This is a genomic window from Tabrizicola fusiformis, assembly GCF_013328815.1.
Taxonomy (GTDB): Bacteria; Pseudomonadota; Alphaproteobacteria; order Rhodobacterales; family Rhodobacteraceae; genus Fuscibacter.
In genome coordinates this window covers 232,775-249,638 of the sequence record NZ_JABUHN010000003.1, presented here as the reverse complement: position 1 = coordinate 249,638, position 16,864 = coordinate 232,775, and the positions used below count along the sequence as shown (strand labels likewise).

15 protein-coding genes and 1 tRNA gene are annotated in these 16,864 nt (G+C 65.3%); 7 read left to right on the top strand and 9 right to left on the bottom strand.

What is annotated here, in order from left to right:
- Positions 1-3 precede the first annotated feature (3 nt).
- The 5 genes from HS053_RS06010 to fabI form a co-directional block, all read right to left on the bottom strand.
- Complete coding sequence (locus HS053_RS06010; RefSeq protein ID WP_174210305.1) at positions 4-1,890, bottom strand: peptidylprolyl isomerase; 1,887 nt, start codon at positions 1,888-1,890, stop codon at positions 4-6.
- Between the two features lie 73 nt (positions 1,891-1,963).
- Positions 1,964-3,142: an aminotransferase gene (locus HS053_RS06005; protein WP_174210304.1), complete on the bottom strand. Its 1,179-nt coding sequence runs from the start codon at positions 3,140-3,142 to the stop codon at positions 1,964-1,966.
- A gap of 116 nt (positions 3,143-3,258) precedes the next feature.
- On the bottom strand, positions 3,259-3,762 hold the full coding sequence (gpt, locus tag HS053_RS06000; protein ID WP_174210303.1) for a xanthine phosphoribosyltransferase: 504 nt from the start codon (positions 3,760-3,762) through the stop codon (positions 3,259-3,261).
- A 14-nt stretch (positions 3,763-3,776) separates the two neighbouring features.
- Positions 3,777-4,391: a LysE family translocator gene (locus HS053_RS05995; RefSeq protein ID WP_174210302.1), complete on the bottom strand. Its 615-nt coding sequence runs from the start codon at positions 4,389-4,391 to the stop codon at positions 3,777-3,779.
- Positions 4,388-5,209: an enoyl-ACP reductase FabI gene (gene fabI, locus HS053_RS05990; RefSeq protein WP_174210301.1), complete on the bottom strand. Its 822-nt coding sequence runs from the start codon at positions 5,207-5,209 to the stop codon at positions 4,388-4,390. The genes HS053_RS05995 and fabI overlap by 4 nt, the downstream gene beginning before the upstream one ends.
- A gap of 108 nt (positions 5,210-5,317) precedes the next feature.
- Between fabI and pdxH the strand changes: the two genes are divergently transcribed.
- The 4 genes from pdxH to HS053_RS05970 all read left to right on the top strand — a co-directional run bounded on the left by pdxH (position 5,318) and on the right by HS053_RS05970 (position 7,115).
- The gene (gene pdxH, locus HS053_RS05985) at positions 5,318-5,920 is read left to right on the top strand and encodes a pyridoxamine 5'-phosphate oxidase (RefSeq protein ID WP_174210300.1); all 603 of its coding nucleotides are present in this window, start codon (positions 5,318-5,320) and stop codon (positions 5,918-5,920) included.
- A 114-nt stretch (positions 5,921-6,034) separates the two neighbouring features.
- On the top strand, positions 6,035-6,562 hold the full coding sequence (locus tag HS053_RS05980) for a cold-shock protein (RefSeq protein WP_174210299.1): 528 nt from the start codon (positions 6,035-6,037) through the stop codon (positions 6,560-6,562).
- Positions 6,538-7,011, top strand: coding sequence for a DUF192 domain-containing protein (locus HS053_RS05975; protein ID WP_174210298.1), 474 nt, complete (start codon positions 6,538-6,540; stop codon positions 7,009-7,011). The genes HS053_RS05980 and HS053_RS05975 overlap by 25 nt, the downstream gene beginning before the upstream one ends.
- 27 nt (positions 7,012-7,038) lie before the next feature.
- Positions 7,039-7,115: transfer RNA gene (locus HS053_RS05970), tRNA-Pro, on the top strand.
- A gap of 261 nt (positions 7,116-7,376) precedes the next feature.
- Here the strand turns inward: HS053_RS05970 and carB are convergent.
- Entirely contained in the window at positions 7,377-10,706 is a 3,330-nt protein-coding gene (gene carB / locus HS053_RS05965) for a carbamoyl-phosphate synthase large subunit (RefSeq protein ID WP_174210297.1), read from the bottom strand.
- Between carB and HS053_RS05960 the strand changes: the two genes are divergently transcribed.
- Complete coding sequence (locus tag HS053_RS05960; RefSeq protein WP_174210095.1) at positions 10,669-10,899, top strand: hypothetical protein; 231 nt, start codon at positions 10,669-10,671, stop codon at positions 10,897-10,899. The two genes, carB and HS053_RS05960, sit on opposite strands and share 38 nt — an antisense overlap.
- 4 nt (positions 10,900-10,903) lie before the next feature.
- On the opposite strand, the gene HS053_RS05955 is transcribed toward HS053_RS05960, so the two are convergent.
- Both HS053_RS05955 and HS053_RS05950 read right to left on the bottom strand, forming a co-directional pair.
- Positions 10,904-12,463: an amino acid permease gene (locus HS053_RS05955; protein WP_174210296.1), complete on the bottom strand. Its 1,560-nt coding sequence runs from the start codon at positions 12,461-12,463 to the stop codon at positions 10,904-10,906.
- Position 12,464: 1 nt separating this feature from the next.
- Entirely contained in the window at positions 12,465-12,674 is a 210-nt protein-coding gene (locus HS053_RS05950; protein ID WP_174210295.1) for a hypothetical protein, read from the bottom strand.
- Positions 12,675-12,725: 51 nt separating this feature from the next.
- Here HS053_RS05950 and HS053_RS05945 point away from each other — a divergent pair, with 51 nt between their 5' ends.
- Both HS053_RS05945 and HS053_RS05940 read left to right on the top strand, forming a co-directional pair.
- On the top strand, positions 12,726-13,865 hold the full coding sequence (locus HS053_RS05945; protein ID WP_174210294.1) for an aminodeoxychorismate synthase component I: 1,140 nt from the start codon (positions 12,726-12,728) through the stop codon (positions 13,863-13,865).
- Entirely contained in the window at positions 13,823-14,470 is a 648-nt protein-coding gene (locus HS053_RS05940; RefSeq protein WP_347233301.1) for an aminotransferase class IV, read from the top strand. The genes HS053_RS05945 and HS053_RS05940 overlap by 43 nt, the downstream gene beginning before the upstream one ends.
- A 2-nt stretch (positions 14,471-14,472) precedes the next feature.
- Here HS053_RS05940 and HS053_RS05935 read toward each other — a convergent pair whose 3' ends face one another.
- On the bottom strand, positions 14,473-16,755 hold the full coding sequence (locus HS053_RS05935; RefSeq protein WP_174210293.1) for an NADP-dependent malic enzyme: 2,283 nt from the start codon (positions 16,753-16,755) through the stop codon (positions 14,473-14,475).
- Positions 16,756-16,864: the final 109 nt, after the last annotated feature.

Here is a 16,864-nt window from a genome sequence, read left to right as displayed (position 1 = left end):
CTGTCAGTTGCCAAGCTGGGCATTGACCGCATCAATCGCCGCCTGATTGAGCGTGATGCCCGCCTCGGCGGTCAGCGCGCCTGTGTAAAGCGCGAAAAGATCGGTAGAGAGGGCGCGCGCGGCATTGACCGCAATCGCCTCGCGCAGGGCCTGCGCATCGGCGCCTTCGGCCGTAGCCGGCTGAATGTCGTCTAGCCGCACCAGCGCGGTAAAGCCCGCCTCTTCGATCAGCCGCAATTCGCCGGGCTGCATCGCAAAGACGGCGGTGATCAGGCTTGCCGGGGCGCCTTCGACGCTGGCCTGACGGTCGGCCGAAGCGGTGCGCTCGGCAATGCCCTGCGCGCCAAGGGCGGCCCCGCCTTCGACGGCGGTCTTCATCTCAAGCCCGCGGGCCGACAGCGCCTTGGCCAGCGCATCGGCGCGCAGCGCCGCCGTCACGGCGTCTTTCACGGCGTCAAGCGGGCGCGGCGTGGGCGGCACCACCTCATCCAGTTGCATCGCCACCAGCCCGCCATCGTCCAGCACGATGGCTTCGGGGAAATCGCCTTCGGCCAGCGCCGCGGCGGCCTTGGCAAAGGCGGGCTGCGCGGTGATCGGCGCATTGTCCTCGGCGCCGGGGGCATAGTCGGTGGTGGCCAGAACCATGCCTTCGTCGCGGGCCAGTTCGTCCAGCGCGGCGCCGCCTGCCAGCAGGTCATCAATCGCCTCGACCTTGTCCGAAATTGCCTTTTGCGCGGCGGCCAGTTGCAACTCTTCCAGAAGCTTCGGCTTGGCCTGCTCGAAGGTGGTTTCCTGCGCCGCCAGCACTGCATTCATCCGGTAAAGCGCCGGGCCAAGGCTGGAGGGCAGGGGGCCGACGGTGCCGGGTTCGGTCAGGGCAAAGACGGCATCGCCGGCAGCACCCAGATCGGCCTTGGACACATCACCCATGTCGATGTCTTCCAGCGTCAGCTTGCGTTCGGCCACCAGCGCCTCAAAGCTTTCGCCAGCGTCCAGCCGCGCCTTGGCGGCAGCCGCCTCGGCCTCGGTGCCGAAGACCAGCCGTTCGACCAGCCGCTTTTCCGGCAGCATGAATTCGGACAGCCGCGCGTCATAGGCGGCCTTCACCTCGGCCTCGTCGATGGTGATGGTCTTGGCGACATCAGCGGGCAACAGCGCCGCATAGGTGATGCGCTTGGCCTCGGGGCGGGTGTAATCGGCCAGATGGGCGTCATACCATGCCTGCACCTCGGCCTCGGTCGGCGCGGGCAGTGGGGCGGGCAGATCGGCTTCGGTCACGCGGACAAGGGTAAAGCCCCGCCGCTCGCCGGCCCAGGCAAAGATGGTATCGGTCAGTGCCTGCGGTGCCACGACCCCGCCCGCAACCGAGCCTTGCAACAGCGAGCGGGCAATGTCGGCGCGGATGCCGTCTTCAAACTCGGTCGCGGTCAGGTTGTTGTTCTTCAGCGCGTCACGGTAGGTCTTGCCATCGAAGGTGCCGCTTACGCCCTGAAAGCTGGGCATCCCGGCCAGTTCGGCGGCCACCACGGCATCGCCCGCCGACAGCCCGACATGCGCCGCCTCATTGTCCAGCGCGGCCCGCTGCACAAGGCTTTGCAGCACCTGCCCGTCGATGCCAAAGGCGCGGGCCTGCTCCATGGTCAGTTGCGCGCCGAACTGTTGCGACAACTGGTTCACCTGCTGGCGCATCCCCTGCACATAGTCATTGACCGTGATGTCGCGGTCGCCGACCGCGCCGATGGTGGTGACATTGCCGCCAAAGTTGGTCACGCCGAAACCGCCCAGGCCGCCAACGATCATCGCCATCAGCACCCAGGCCATGACCGAGGCGCCACGGCGCTTGCGCTTGGGGGTGGCGTCGTCGTCGGTGGTATGCGGTGCTTTGGACATGATCGGCTCGCTCAAGGGCTTTGCCCGACTGTCTAAGCGGTCGGGCGCAGGGGGGCAAGGCTGGAGGGCCCGCTTATCCGGTGAAGGCCGCCAGACGGCGGAACATCTCGGTGATGCCCGCAGCATCCACATTGGCAAAGGCGATGCGGATTTGCCGCGCGCCTTCGGCATGGGCGGCGGGCTGGAACATCGTGCCGGGCAGCATCAGCAGGCCCGCCTCGGCCACCAGCCGCTTGCACAGGGCATCCGAGGCCAGCGGGAAGGGGTGTTCGACATAGGCGAAATAGGCGCCGCAGCCGAGAAGCTTCCACCCCTCCAGCGCGCCGAACCCGCCCGTCATCGCCGCGCGACGGGCAAGGATTTCATCCCGCTCGCCCGCGACCCATTGCGACAGGTTCCGCATTCCCCAAAGCGCGCCGATCTGGCCCAACTGGCTGGGGCAGATGGCGACGGTATCAAGGAACTTTTCCACCTCGGCCAGCCGCGCCTCGCTGGCGACAATGGCCCCCACGCGGTGGCCGGTCAGGCGGTAAGCCTTGGAAAAGCTGTAAAGGTGGATGAAATCCGCCGCCCAGTCGGGATCGGTAAACAGGTCATGCGGGCGGCCCGTGCGGCTGTCGAAATCGCGGTAGGTTTCATCCACGATCAGGGCGAGGCCGCGTGCGCGCGCCAGCGCATGGAAGGCCGCCAGCGTTTCCGCCGGATATTCCGCCCCGCCCGGATTGTTGGGCGAAACCAGCACGATTGCGCGCGTGCGGTCAGTGATCAGCCGCGCGGCCGCCTCGGCCTCGGGGATCAGGCCCTCACCGGCGGGCAGCGGCACGGCGCGCACGCCCTGCATATCCAGCCACATCTTGTGGTTGAAATACCACGGCGTTGGCAGGATCACCTCATCGCCGGCGCCCGCAAGCGTGGCCATCACGGCGCAGAACGCCTGATTGCAACCTTGCGTGATGGCGACCTGGCCGTCGCGGATGGTGCCGCCATAGGCCGCCGACCATTGCGCCGCAATCTCGGCCCGCAGCGGTGCCATGCCCAGAACCGGGCCGTAAAGATGCGCCTGCGGATCGTTCAGCGCCGCCTCGGCCAATGCCTGCCGCAGGCCCAGGGGCGGGCTGTCCACCGGGGCGGCCTGACTGACATTGATCAGCGGGCGCTCGGGCGGAAAGACCACCCCCTGCAACCAGCGCCGGGCCTCCATCACGGGCGGCGGCTCGGTTCCGGCCATGGCAGGGTTCAGGGGATGGGTCATCGGCTGCACTCCTGAAAGGGGGGCGAGGGGGCACACCCACCGCGCCATTCGTTTCCAGAACCAATGGCGAATCAAACGGCTCACCCTTGGGATATTCGGCAAGACGGGATGGAGGGTCAGTCCTTGCCGCGGAAAGGCTGCACATATTGCAGCGCCATGTCCCAGGGGAAGAAGATCCAAGTGTCTTGGCTGACCTCGGTCACATAGGTATCGACCTGCGGCTTGCCGTGCGGCTTGGCATAGACCGTGGCGAAATGCGCCTTGGGGTAAAGCTTGCGCACCAGTTCCAGCGTCTTGCCCGAATCCACCAGATCATCCACCACCAGAATGCCGGTGCCGTCGCCCATCAGATCGGCCTGCGGGCTTTTGGTTACCCGGGCCTCGGCCTGCGCCTGATGGTTGTAGCTTTTCACGCTGATCGTATCGACCACGCGGATGTCCAGTTCGCGGCTGACGATCATCGCGGGCACCAGACCGCCGCGGGTGATGCCGACCACCGCCCGCCACGCCCCGCCATCCGGCCCCTTGCCATCCAGCCGCCAGGCCAGCGCCCGCGCATCGCGGTGGATCTGGTCCCAACTGACGTGGAAGCCTTTTTCATGCGGCAGGCGGTCGGTCATGGGCGGACTCCTCTTCAGGTGGCGACGATCTTGACGCCCAGAAGCGCCAGCGCGCCCCCAAAGCTGCGGTCGATCAGGGTCTTGAGGCTGATATAGCGCGCCCGGCTGCGTTCAAGCGAGAAGATACGCGCGACAAGGCTGTTCCACAGCGTTTCGGCGGTGAAGATCACCGCAAGCAGCAGGCCCAGCACCCAATAGGGCGTATCGGCCTGCAATGTGCCAAGGAAGATCGAGGAAAACATCACCGCCGCCTTGGGATTGGCCAGATTGGTCCAGAGCCCCAGCCGATAGGCCGCCAGCGCCGAACGCGGCACCGGCCGGGCATCTTCGGTGACAAAGGGCTGTTTGGCATCGCGCCACAGGTGCCATGCCATCCACAGAAGATAGCCCGCCCCGCCGATCTTGAGCGCCCAAAGCAGCGACGGCGCCGCGGCAAAGACGATGTTCAGCCCGAACATCGCCGCCAGCGCCCAGACCATCGCCCCGCTGCCGATCCCCATGGCCAGCATGACGCCGGTGCGGAACCCTTCGTTCAACCCGGTGCGCGCCGCCATCAGCACGGCAGGCCCGGGCGAGATCGCTGCAAAGGTCACCAAACCCGCAAAGGCCAGAAAGGCTGCCGGTGTCATTCCTTGCGGCCCGTCACCGCGTCGATGTCGGGCGCATCCACCGCCTTCATGCCGACGACGTGATAGCCCGCATCGACATGCAGGTTTTCGCCCGTGGTGCCCGAACCCAGATCGGACAAGAGGTAAAGCGCGGCCTTGCCCACCTCGTCCTGCGTCACGTTGCGCCGCAGGGGCGAGTTCAGCTCGTTCCATTTCAGGATATAGCGGAAATCACCGATGCCAGAGGCGGCCAGCGTCTTGATCGGGCCGGCGGAAATCGCGTTCACCCGGATGCCGTCCTTGCCCAGATCCTCGGCCAGATATTTGATCGAGGCTTCCAGCCCGGCCTTGGCCACGCCCATCACATTGTAATGCGGCATCACCTTTTCGGCGCCGTAATAGGTCAGGGTCAACAGGCTGCCGCCCGGCCCCATCATGGCCGCCGCCCGCTGACAGACAGCGGTAAAGCTGTAGACGGAAATATCCATCGTCATCAGGAAGTTGGCGCGGCTGGTGTCCACATAGCGGCCCCGCAGCTCGGCCTTGTCGGAAAAACTGATGGCATGGACCAGAAAGTCGATCTGGCCCCAGAGTTCCTTGAGCCGGGCAAAGAGAGCGTCGATCGATTCCTCGCTCGATACGTCGCATTCGACGAATTCGCTCATCCCGATCGAGGCCGCCAGCGGCTCGACCCGCTTTTTCAGCGCGTCGCCCTGATAGGAAAAGGCGATTTCGGCCCCCTGCGCCGCAAGTTGCTGGGCGATGCCCCAGGCGATGGATTTGTCATTGGCCAGCCCCATGATGAGCCCGCGCTTACCTGCCATAAGTCCGGTTGACATTCGGGCTCCCTCGGCCACCTTCATTGATCAAGTGGTGTGTAGGCCATCGGGGGCCGGGCATCAAGGGCGGCGCAGGCAGCGGGACCACGCCGGGAAGGAATGGACGACATGGACCGAAGCGGAATTTTTGCGGGCGAAGACCCGTTCGTCATCGCTCAAAGCTGGCTGGCCGAGGCAGAAAAAAGCGAACCGAATGACCCCAATGCCATCGCGCTGGCCACAGTCGATGCCGATGGGCTGCCCAATGTGCGCATGGTGCTGCTGAAAGAGATCGAGGCGGCGGCCTTCGTCTTTTACACCAATTACACCAGCGCCAAGGCCCGCGAAGCCGAAGGCGCGGGCAAGGCCGCCTTCGTGATGCACTGGAAAAGCCTGCGCCGCCAGATCCGGGTGCGCGGCCTTGTCAGCCGCGAAGAGGGGCCGCAGGCGGATGCCTATTACGCCAGCCGCAGCCTCAAATCCCGGCTGGGCGCCTGGGCCAGCCAGCAGTCGCAACCCCTGTCGTCACGCGGGGCGCTGATGGCCGAAGTTGCCCGCGTAACGGCCGAGCAGGGCCTGAATCCGCCCCGTCCGCCCTTCTGGGGTGGTTTTCGCATCATTCCCCTTGAAATCGAGTTCTGGGCCGATGGGGCGTTCCGCCTGCATGACCGCTTTCGCTGGAACCGCCCAACCCCCGAGAACGCTTGGGAAATCCACCGTCTGAACCCCTGATCTTCGCGCTTCGTGAATGGAAGTGTGCCGAAACACGGCGTTTTTAGGCTTGCATCTGGCAGGTGAAACGCTGCATCAGTTTGCACGGGCTTTATCTGGGGAATGGCTCTGACAATGACGGAAGAAGATGAGGCCGTGCAGGAACTGCAGGGCCGAGTGAAGTGGTTTGATCCGGCCAAGGGCTTCGGCTTCATCGTTGCCGAAGGCTCCCCTACGGATATCTTGCTTCACGCGAATGTCCTGCGCAACTACGGTCAAAGCTCGGTCGCCGATGGCGCTGGCATCACCGTGAAGGTGCAAAAGACGCAACGCGGGGCGCAGGCGGTCGAGGTGGTGCGGATCGAACCGCCGCCCGGGGGGGCGTTCCCGCTGGTCGATGAAAGCATCATGCCCTTGCCCGACGATCTGGCGCAATTGCCGCTGGAACCGGCCCGGGTGAAGTGGTTCGACAAGGGCAAGGGCTTTGGCTTTGCCAATGTCTTCGCCCGGCCCGAGGATGTCTTCATCCATATCGAGGTGCTGCGCCATTCCGGCTTTGCCGATCTTCAGGCGGGCGAGGCGGTCTGCCTGCGCATCGTCGAGGGCAAGCGGGGCCGCATGGCGGTGCAGGTGGTGTCATGGGAAGCTTCGGCGCGCGTCTGAGCGGGCTTGTTCTGGCGCTGGCCCCTGCGATGGCCGGCGCCGCTTGCGCGCCCGAGGCGGTTGAATTGCGCGGCCCCGCGGGGGTCGCGCGTTTTCATGTAGAAGTGGCTGATGAGCCGGCCGAACAGGCCAAGGGTCTGATGTTCCGTGAAAAAATGGCGGCTTCGGCGGGGATGCTTTTCGTGTTCCCCGCCCCGAAACACGCCAGCTTCTGGATGAAGAACACGCTGATCCCGCTGGACATGATCTTTGCCGATGCCGCCGGGCGGGTGACGCGGGTGCATTCCATGGCGGTGCCCGGCGACGAAACCCCAATCGACGGCGGCGAGGGCGTGGCGATGGTGCTGGAAATCAACGGCGGCTTGGCGGCCCGGCTGGGCATCGCGCCGGGCAGCGAATTGCGGCATTCGTCGGTGGATCAATCGCTTGCCGCCTGGCCTTGCGACTGACGCACAACCCTTGTAGAGAGGCCGCATCGGGGCGTAGCGCAGTCTGGTAGCGCGACGGTTTTGGGTACCGTAGGTCGGAAGTTCGAATCTTCTCGCCCCGACCATTCCAGAAGCATCTCAAGGACCAGACCGTCGCGGCAGCGCTCGGAAATCGCGTGGTTTTTCCGCAGCTACAACCAGCCGCGGCCGGGCGCGTGATTTGACATGCCGTAGCAGGGGATGGTGCGTGCAAGCACGCACCCTACCGAACCCCTGATGCCGGGGGGCCACCCTCCAAGCGATTATCGCCAAGCGGTAGGGCGTGATTTCACGCACCTTGGGACGGGGGTGGTGCGTGCAAGCACGCACCCAACCAATGCCCGTTCTTACCCTTGCAGCGTCCGCACGCCGTAGCCCTCGCCCCGGGCCTTCATCGCGGCTACCGCAGCGATGCTGGCGGCGGCGGTGGTGAAATAGGCGATCTTGTCCATCAGGGCGACGCGGCGGATGTCGCGCGAGTCGCTGATGGCTTGGGTGCCTTCGGTGGTGTTCATCACCAGCGCAATGTCGCCGTTCTTCAGCCGGTCCACGATGTTCGGGCGGCCTTCATAGACCTTGGCCACCGGCGTTGCCGCGATGCCGACCGAGGCGAGCCATGCGGCCGTGCCCTTGGTCGCCACGATCTCGAAGCCCATCGCAACCATGTCGCTTGCGGCGGCGGCGAAGGCTTCGGTCTTGTCCATGTCCTTGACCGACAGGAACACCCGGCCGCCTTCGGGCAGGATGGTTCCGGCGCCCATCTGTGCCTTGAGGAAGGCCAGCGCAAAGGTGCGGTCCCAGCCCATCACTTCGCCGGTCGAGCGCATTTCCGGGCCAAGCACCGGGTCCACTCCGGGGAAGCGGGCGAAGGGCAGCACGGCCTCTTTGACCGAGAACCACGGCGTGATCGGGTCGGCGAGGGTGAAGGCATCGGCCAGCGGCAGCGGCGTGTCCGGGCCGACCCCTTGGGCATAGGGCGCGCGGAGGGGGAAGTTCGACATCGGCTCACCGGCCATCAGGCGGGCGGCGATGGCGGCGATGGCACTATCGGTCGCCTTGGCGACGAAGGGCACGGTGCGGCTGGCGCGGGGGTTCACCTCAAGCACATAGATCGTGCCGTCCTTGATGGCGAATTGCACGTTCATCAGCCCGACCACATGCAGGGCGCGGGCCATCTCGACGGTCTGACGCTTCAGCTCGGCGATGGTGGCTGCGTCCAGCGAATGCGGCGGCAGGCAGCAGGCGGAGTCGCCCGAATGCACCCCGGCCTCTTCGATATGTTCCATGATGCCCGCGACATGCACGGTGTCGCCGTCGCAGAGCGCGTCCACATCCACCTCGATCGCGCCGGAGAGATAGCTGTCGAGCAGCACCGGGCTGTCGCCCGAGACCTGAACGGCGGTGGCAATGTAACGCTCAAGCTGGGCATCGTCGCGGATGATTTCCATGGCGCGGCCGCCCAGCACGAAGGAGGGGCGGATGACCAGCGGATAGCCGACATCCTTGGCGACCTTGAACGCCTCATCGCGGCTGCGCGCCGTGCCGTTGTGCGGCTGTTTCAGCGCCAGCTTGTGCAGCAGTTGCTGGAACCGCTCGCGGTCTTCGGCAAGGTCGATGGCGTCGGGCGTGGTGCCAAGGATCGGAATGCCTTCCTCATGCAGGGCATTGGCGAGCTTCAGCGGGGTCTGGCCGCCGAATTGCACGATCACGCCATGCAGCGTGCCGTTCTCTTGCTCCACCCGCAGGATTTCCAGAACATGTTCCAGCGTCAGCGGTTCGAAATAGAGCCGGTCCGAGGTGTCATAATCGGTCGAAACCGTTTCCGGGTTGCAGTTGACCATGATGGTTTCATAGCCCGCCGCCGTGAGGGCATAGCAGGCATGGCAGCAGCAATAGTCGAACTCGATGCCCTGACCGATCCGGTTCGGGCCGCCGCCAAGGATGACGACCTTTTTCGCCGCCGAAGGCCGGGCCTCGCATTCCACATCGCCCATGACCGGGCTTTCGTAGGTGGAATACATATAGGGGGTTTGCGCCTCGAACTCGGCCGCGCAGGTGTCGATCCGCTTGAAGACGGCGGTCACACCCAGATTGCGGCGGGCGCGGCGCACCTGCGCCTCATCCCGGCCGGTCAGTTTGGCAAGGCGGGCGTCGGTGAAGCCCAGCATCTTGAGGCGGCGCAGACCCGCGGCATCCACCGGCAGGCCGCTGCGGCGCACCTCGGCCTCGGTGTCGATGATCTCGCGGATGCGGTCGAGGAACCACGGATCAAAGGCGGTGGCGCCGTTGATCTCGTCATTGGTCAGGCCGTGGCGCATGGCTTGCGCGATCACCCGCAGACGGTCGGGCGTTTGCAGCGACAGCGCCTTGAAGATGGCGGCACGGTCGGGGGCGCCCGGAATGGCGATTTCGTCAAAGCCGGTCAGGCCGGTCTCAAGGCTGGCCAGCGCCTTTTGCAGCGACTCGTGGATGGTGCGGCCAATCGCCATCGCCTCGCCCACCGATTTCATTGCGGTGGTCAGGTTGTTTTCGCTGCCGGGGAATTTCTCGAAGGCGAAACGCGGGATCTTGGTGACCACATAGTCGATGGAGGGTTCGAACGACGCCGGGGTGACCTTGGTGATGTCATTGTCCAACTCGTCCAGCGTATAGCCGACAGCCAGCTTGGCGGCGATTTTCGCAATCGGAAAGCCGGTGGCCTTCGATGCCAGCGCCGAAGACCGCGACACCCGGGGGTTCATCTCGATCACCACCATGCGGCCATCGGCGGGGTTGATCGCCCATTGCACGTTGGAGCCGCCGGTCTCGACGCCGATTTCACGCAGCACGGCAATCGAGCCGTTGCGCATGAGCTGATATTCCTTGTCCGTCAGCGTCAGGGCAGGGGCCACGGTGATGCTATCGCCGGTATGCACGCCCATCGGGTCGATATTTTCGATGGAGCAGACGATGATGGCATTGTCAGCGGTGTCGCGCACCACCTCCATCTCATATTCCTTCCAGCCGAGCAGGGATTCATCGACCAGAACCTGCGCCACCGGCGAGGCTTCGAGGCCGGATTTCACGATGGCTTCGTAATCGTCGCGGTTATAGGCCACGCCGCCGCCGGTGCCGCCAAGGGTGAAGGCGGGGCGGATGATGGCGGGCAGGCCGACATATTCCAGTTGCTCGACCGCTTCGCGCACGCCGGCGCCGATGTCATACTTGCCTGTGGCCAGTTTCGGTGCGGCGATGATGGTGGCCTTGGGGTTTTCAAGGCCGATGCGGTCCATCGCCTCGCGGAACAATTTCCGGTCTTCGGCCATTTCGATGGCTTCGCGCTTGGCGCCGATCAGTTCGACCCCGAATTTTTCCAGAACGCCCAGATCGGCCAGCGCCAGCGCGGTGTTCAGCCCGGTCTGCCCGCCCATGGTGGGCAACAGCGCGTCGGGGCGTTCCTTTTCGATGATCTTGGCGACCACCTCGGGGGTGATCGGCTCGATATAGGTGGCATCGGCCAGACCCGGATCGGTCATGATCGTGGCGGGGTTCGAGTTGACGAGGATCACCCGATATCCCTCTTCGCGCAGGGCCTTGCAGGCTTGTGCGCCGGAATAGTCGAACTCGCAGGCCTGACCGATGACGATGGGCCCTGCGCCGATGATCATGATCGAGGTGATATCGGTTCTTTTCGGCATGTCATTCCCCATCCGGCGCGCAAATTGGCGGGGTTATAGTCCGCTGCGGTCCGGGCGCAAGGCGGAATCGGTCGGGCGTGGTGACCAAAATCCTTCCAAGGATTTTGCAAATTTCTTCGAAGAAATTTGGGCGGCGCGCAACAACGGAAAAGGACCGGAGGTTTCCCCCCGGCCCCATCATGGCTTGCCCTGAAGGATCAGGTCTTTTCGCCCACCGCAGCCTCGGCCGCCGCGATGGCGGCCTTGCGGGCGGCGATGCGGTCGCCGGTCGGCGGGCCTTCGAAGCGGCGGCTTTCGACCGCCACCCAGAGGACCAGCGCCAGCGCGATGAAGCCCAGGACCACATACAGCACCCGCTCGTTCGGCGGGGCGACGGCGATGAACAGGATCACGCCCATGCCGATGACGGACAGCACGGTCACCAGCTTGTAAAGCCCGGCCGACATCGCCCAAGGGCCCGGGGCCGGCCATTTCGCGGTGCCATAGGCAAAGAGCCCGGCCACCAGCGGAATGGTGAAGGACAGGAACAGGAACACCAGAGTCGAGTTCACCACGATCACATAGATCGAGGTTTCGCCCACCTTGATGGTCATTGCCAGCACCACATAGAGGATGCAGAGCGCCGTCGCCGTCCAGATCGCGTTGACCGGCGTGCGGTATTTCGGCGAGACCGTGGCCAGCGCCTTGGAAAACAGCGGCACGCCATCATCGCGCGAGAAGGCGAAGAGCATCCGGCTGGCCGAGGTCACCGTCGCCAGACCACAAAGCAACTGGGCGATGAAGATGCCCAGATACAGCACGTCCTTCAGCGCCGCCGGCAGGATGGCATCCATCGTGCCGAAGAACATCCCCCAGCCTTGCCCGGCAGCGGTCGCCATATCGGGGATGGCCAGCGTGATGGCGCAGATCATCACCCAGCCGACGATGGACGACCAGAACACCGCAGTCACAATGCCCTTGGGCACCGAGGTGGCGGCGTTCTTGGTTTCTTCCGAGGTATGGGCCGAGGCATCATAGCCGGTGATCGTATAGACCGGCAGCAAGAGGCAGAGCAGGAACAGATAGCCCACATTGTCCGACTTCAGGAAAACCTTGCCGCCCGCCTCACCCGAGTAGTTGGTGAAGGTCCACAGCCGCGAAATGTCGATGGCGGGTGCGAAATAGAGGCAGGCCAGCACCAGAACCGCCGTCACGGCAAAGATGATATAGCCCGAGATGTCGGTCAGCATCGTCGTGACCTTGATGCCGAGATGGTTGAACAGCGCCTGAATGATGGTGATTGCCGCCACGAACAGCACGACCTGCCCGTCGGTTCCCGAAAAGCCGAACATCGGCCCGAAGGTGCCGGCAAAGAAATACGCGGTGCCGATGTTGATGGCGCCCAGCACGGTGATCAGGCCCAGAAGGTTGAGCCATGCCGTCAGCCAGCCCCAGAAGCGGTTCCCCAGGATCGAGCCCCAGTGGTAAAGACCGCCCGCGGTGGGGAAGGCCGACGCGATCTGCGCCATGGCAAGGGCGAACATGCCCGAGAGCAGACAGCCCGTGATCCAGCCGATCCCGGCACCCGCGCCGCCGACCGAGGAAATCGCCTGGGCGAAAGAGTTGATGCCGCCCGACAGGATGCAGATGATCGAGAACGAGATGGCGAAGTTAGAAAATTTCGACATGGAGCGCGAAAGCTCCTGGGCATAGCCCATGCCATGCAGGACTTTTACGTCCTCATGGTGGTCCTTGTCGCTGTAGGCGTCCGAAGACATGTCATTGACCCTCCAACCATTGGTTGTTGTTCTTGTTGTTGCGGCTGCGGCGGGATGCCGCACCGTGAAGCGGAGGAAATGCCGGAATTTTCTGGCTGGCAAGCGGTGAATAGAAAATTACAGCGCGCCGAGGATTGGCGCCCGTTTTGCCGGCATCATGTCGCAAAATCCGGCGGATCGGGCGCAGCGGCGCTGGTCTGTGGCGGGCCATGGCCCTAGGTATGGCACAGCCGCGAAAGGAATGCCGCGAAAGGAATGCGTCGTGATCGTGCTTGAGGATGGGCCGGGGGGCAAACCCGCGCTGTTTGCGGGCGCCGAAGCCGTTCTGGTGGCGCAGAGCGCGGCCGAGGTTCCTGCGGTGCTTGCGGCCCTTGATGCCGGGCGGGCGCGGGGCCTTTGGGTTGCGGGCTGGCTGGGCTATGAGGCGGGCTACGGGCTGGAGCCGAAGCTGGCGGCGCTGGAACCGGCGGGTGGCGGGCCGCGGGCGGTCTTCGGCCTTTATGCCGGTCCGCAGGATGCCACAGCCTTGTTGCAACAGGCTGCGGGCGAAGCGTCCGGTGTCACGCTGGCCCCCGCCGAACCGATGATCACCCGTGCCGCCTATGATGCCGCCATGGCCAAGGTGAAGGGCTATATCGCGGCGGGCGACTGCTATCAGATCAACCTGACCTTTCCGATGGCGTCGCGGCTGACGCAGGGCACGGCGCTGGGCCTTTATGGCGCCCTGCGGGCGCGGCAGGCGGTGGGGCATGGCGCCTTTGTCAACCCGGGGGCGGGGCCGGTTCTGATCTCGCGCAGCCCCGAATTGTTCCTGCGGGTCGCCGCCTCGGGGCGGATCGAGGCGCGGCCGATGAAGGGCACCGCGCCCCGCGATCCCGACCCGGTGCGCGATGCCGAGCTGGCCGAGGAATTGCGGGCGAGTGAAAAGGGGCAGGCGGAAAACCTGATGATCGTGGACCTTCTGCGCAACGATATCGCCCGGGTGGCGCGGGTCGGCTCGGTCAAGGTGCCGCGGCTTTTCGCGGTGGAAAGCTTTGCCACGGTTCACCAGATGGTCTCGACCGTGGTGGGCGAGCTGGCGGCGCCGCCGTCGATGGCCGGGATCATGACGGCGCTGTTCCCCTGCGGCTCGATCACCGGGGCGCCGAAGATCCGGGCGATGGAGATCATCCGCGAGGTGGAGCCGCATCCGCGCGGCGCCTATTGCGGGGCGATCGGCTGGATGGCGCCCGATGGCGCGGCCAGTTTCAACGTAGCCATCCGCACGCTGACACTGGCGCCGGACGGCGGGGCGGTGCTGAATGTCGGCGGCGGCGTGGTGCAGGACAGCACGGCGCAGGGGGAATGGGAGGAGGCGCTGTGGAAAGCCCGCTATATCAAGGGGCTGATGCGCCCCTCCTGACGAGTCCGGGCCTGATCCTGATCGAGACGATGCGCTGGGATGGCGCCGGGGTGCCGCTGGCGGCGCTGCACCGGGCAAGGCTGGCGCGGGGGGCGGCGGCGCTGGGCTGGCGGTTCGAGGCGGCGATGTTTGACAAGCTGCTGGTCGGCCCCGCCGATCCGGCGCGACTGCGCCTGACGCTGGACGGCGGCGGGCGGATGTCAGCCACAGCCAGCCCGTTGCCCGAGAGCCCGCCCGTCTGGCGGCTGGGGCTGGCGTCGGAGCGGCTGCGCTCGGACGATCCGTGGCTGCGGCTGAAATCCAGCCGCCGCCCGGCCTATGACGCCGCCCGCGCCGCGCTGCCGCCGGGGCTGGACGAGGTGATTTTCCTGAACGAGCGGGGCGAGGTCTGCGATGGCAGCATCACCACGGTTTTCTTTGATCGCGGGCAGGGAACGCGAACGCCGCCGCTTGTCGCCGGGCTGCTGCCGGGGGTGCTGCGGGCCTCGCTGGCTGTGCCGGAGGAAACGCTGCTGCCGCAAGACCTGCCGCAGGTGCGCCTCTGGGTCGGCAATGCGCTGCGCGGGCTGATCCCGGCGGTCTGGACCGGCCAGACCGCCGCCTGAACCTAGCCGTAATGCGCCACGGGCGTGCCCGCGATGGCCGACATGTTCAACAGGCCCCGCGCGGTGGTGGAGGGCGTCACGATATGCGCCTTGTTGCCCATGCCCATCAGGATCGGCCCCACCTCAAGCCCGCCCGCCTTCATCTTCAGCATGTTGCGCGCGGTATTGGCGGCATCGGTGAAGGCGAAGACAAGGATATTGGCCGCCCCCTGCATCCGGGCGCGGGGGAAGATGCGCTGGCGCAACTCGGGGTCGAGGGCGGCATCCACGCTCATCTCGCCCTCATAGTCGAATTCCACTTCGCGGCTGTCGAGGATTTCCAGCGCCGCGCGCATCCGGCGGCCGGAATCGCTGTCGAGGTTGCCGAAGTTGGAATGCGAACAGAGCGCGACCTTGGGCAGAACGCCGAACCGCTTGGCATGGCGCACCGCGCCGCAGACGGTTTCGGCAATCTGTTCGGGGGTGGGCACCGCGTTGACCTGCGTGTCGGCCACGAAGAGCGGCCCATCCTCAAGGATCATCAGGCTGAGGGCACCATGCGGGCGCAATCCGCCGCGCGCCAGCACCTCGCGCACATAGCGCAGATGCCACAGATATTGCCCGAAGGTGCCGCAGATCATGCTGTCGGCATCGCCGCGATGCACGGCGATGGCGGCAATCGCGGTGGTATTGGTGCGCAAGACGGCGCGGGCGATGTCGGGGGTCACCCCGCGCCGCTCCATCAGCTCGTGATAGGTACTCCAGTAATCGCGGTAGCGGTGGTCGCTTTCGGGGTTCACGATTTCAAAATCGCGGTCGGGGCGGATCGACAGGCCGGCGCGTTCGGCCCGGGTGGCGATCACATCGGGGCGGCCGATCAGGATGGGCTTGTCGGTGGTCTCTTCAAGGATGGCATTGGCGGCGCGCAGCACCCGCTCATCCTCGCCTTCGGCAAAGATGATGCGGCGGGTGGCCTGCCGGGCCGCCTCGAACACCGGACGCATGATCAGCGCCGATTTGAAGACCGAACCGTCCAGCTTGTGCCGGTAGGCTTCCATATCGGCGATGGGGCGGGTGGCGACGCCGGTGTCCATCGCGGCCTTGGCCACGGCACTGGCGACCACGCCGATCAGCCGCGGGTCAAACGGTTTGGGGATAAGATAGTCGGGGCCGAAGGAAAGCTGCTCGCCCTTGTAGGCGGCGGCGGCCTCGGCGCTGGTGGTGGCGCGGGCAAGGGCGGCGATGCCCTCGATGCAGGCCAGTTCCATCTCGTCGTTGATGGTGGTGGCGCCGACATCCAGCGCGCCGCGGAAGATGAAGGGGAAGCAGAGGACGTTGTTGACCTGATTGGGAAAATCGCTGCGGCCGGTGGCGATGATTGCATCCGGGGCCACGGCGCGCACCGCATCGGGCAGGATTTCCGGCGTGGGATTGGCCAGCGCGAAGATGATCGGGGCAGGGGCCATCCGCGCCACCATCTCGGGCGTCAGAACCCCGGGGCCCGACAGGCCAAGGAACAGATCGGCGCCTTCGATCACCTCGGCCAATGTGGCGGGCGTGCTGCCTTGGGCATATTCCGCCTTCTGGTCGGTCATCTGGTCGGTGCGGCCGTGATAGACCAACCCCGCCAGATCGCAGAGCCAGACATTCTCGCGCCGCACGCCCAATTTCAGCAGCATGTTCAGGCAGGCGATGCCCGCCGCCCCGCCGCCGGTCGAGACCACCTTGATATCTTCAAACCGCTTGCCCGCCACATGCAGCGCATTGGTGGCCGCCGCCCCCACGACAATGGCCGTGCCGTGCTGATCGTCGTGGAAGACCGGAATCTTCATCCGCTCGCGGCAGAGTTGTTCAACGATGAAACAATCCGGCGCTTTGATGTCTTCCAGATTGATCGCGCCGAAGGTCGGCTCCAGCGCGCAGACGATATCGGCCAGCTTATGCGGATCGGGTTCGTTCAGTTCGATGTCGAAACAGTCGATATTGGCGAATTTCTTGAAGAGGACGGCCTTGCCCTCCATCACCGGCTTGGAGGCCAAAGCGCCAATGTTGCCAAGGCCCAGAACGGCGGTGCCGTTGGTCACCACCGCCACAAGATTCCCGCGTGAGGTATAGCGGCTGGCGGTCGCGGGATCGGCCTTGATTTCAAGGCAGGCTTCGGCCACGCCCGGCGAATAGGCGCGGGAAAGGTCGCGGCCATTGGCAAGCGGCTTGGTCGCGCGAATCTCCAGCTTACCGGGCTTGGGGAATTCGTGATAATCCAGCGCCGCCTGCCGGCTGCTGTCGCTGCGTGCCTCGTCTGCCATCGGTTCCTCCCTGAACTTGGTTCAGCCTTAAACGACCATTGCCTTGACGGCCATATGTGGATTTCCGCAGCACCTGTGGCCTATCCGGCGTGTATGCAGAAACCGTCCC

Bases quoted from the DNA above. Each gene is read 5' to 3' on its own strand.
- carB (WP_174210297.1), bottom strand. From the start codon at position 10,706: ATGCCGAAAAGAACCGATATCACCTCGATCATGATCATCGGCGCAGGG.
- gpt (WP_174210303.1), bottom strand. From the start codon at position 3,762: ATGACCGACCGCCTGCCGCATGAAAAAGGCTTCCACGTCAGTTGGGAC.
- HS053_RS06005 (WP_174210304.1), bottom strand. From the start codon at position 3,142: ATGACCCATCCCCTGAACCCTGCCATGGCCGGAACCGAGCCGCCGCCC.
- HS053_RS05950 (WP_174210295.1), bottom strand. From the start codon at position 12,674: ATGGCCCGCCACAGACCAGCGCCGCTGCGCCCGATCCGCCGGATTTTG.
- fabI (WP_174210301.1), bottom strand. From the start codon at position 5,209: ATGTCAACCGGACTTATGGCAGGTAAGCGCGGGCTCATCATGGGGCTG.
- pdxH (WP_174210300.1), top strand. From the start codon at position 5,318: ATGGACCGAAGCGGAATTTTTGCGGGCGAAGACCCGTTCGTCATCGCT.
- HS053_RS05975 (WP_174210298.1), top strand. From the start codon at position 6,538: ATGGGAAGCTTCGGCGCGCGTCTGAGCGGGCTTGTTCTGGCGCTGGCC.
- HS053_RS05955 (WP_174210296.1), bottom strand. From the start codon at position 12,463: ATGTCTTCGGACGCCTACAGCGACAAGGACCACCATGAGGACGTAAAA.
- HS053_RS05935 (WP_174210293.1), bottom strand. From the start codon at position 16,755: ATGGCAGACGAGGCACGCAGCGACAGCAGCCGGCAGGCGGCGCTGGAT.
- HS053_RS06010 (WP_174210305.1), bottom strand. From the start codon at position 1,890: ATGTCCAAAGCACCGCATACCACCGACGACGACGCCACCCCCAAGCGC.
- HS053_RS05980 (WP_174210299.1), top strand. From the start codon at position 6,035: ATGACGGAAGAAGATGAGGCCGTGCAGGAACTGCAGGGCCGAGTGAAG.
- HS053_RS05960 (WP_174210095.1), top strand. From the start codon at position 10,669: ATGATCATGATCGAGGTGATATCGGTTCTTTTCGGCATGTCATTCCCC.
- HS053_RS05995 (WP_174210302.1), bottom strand. From the start codon at position 4,391: ATGACACCGGCAGCCTTTCTGGCCTTTGCGGGTTTGGTGACCTTTGCA.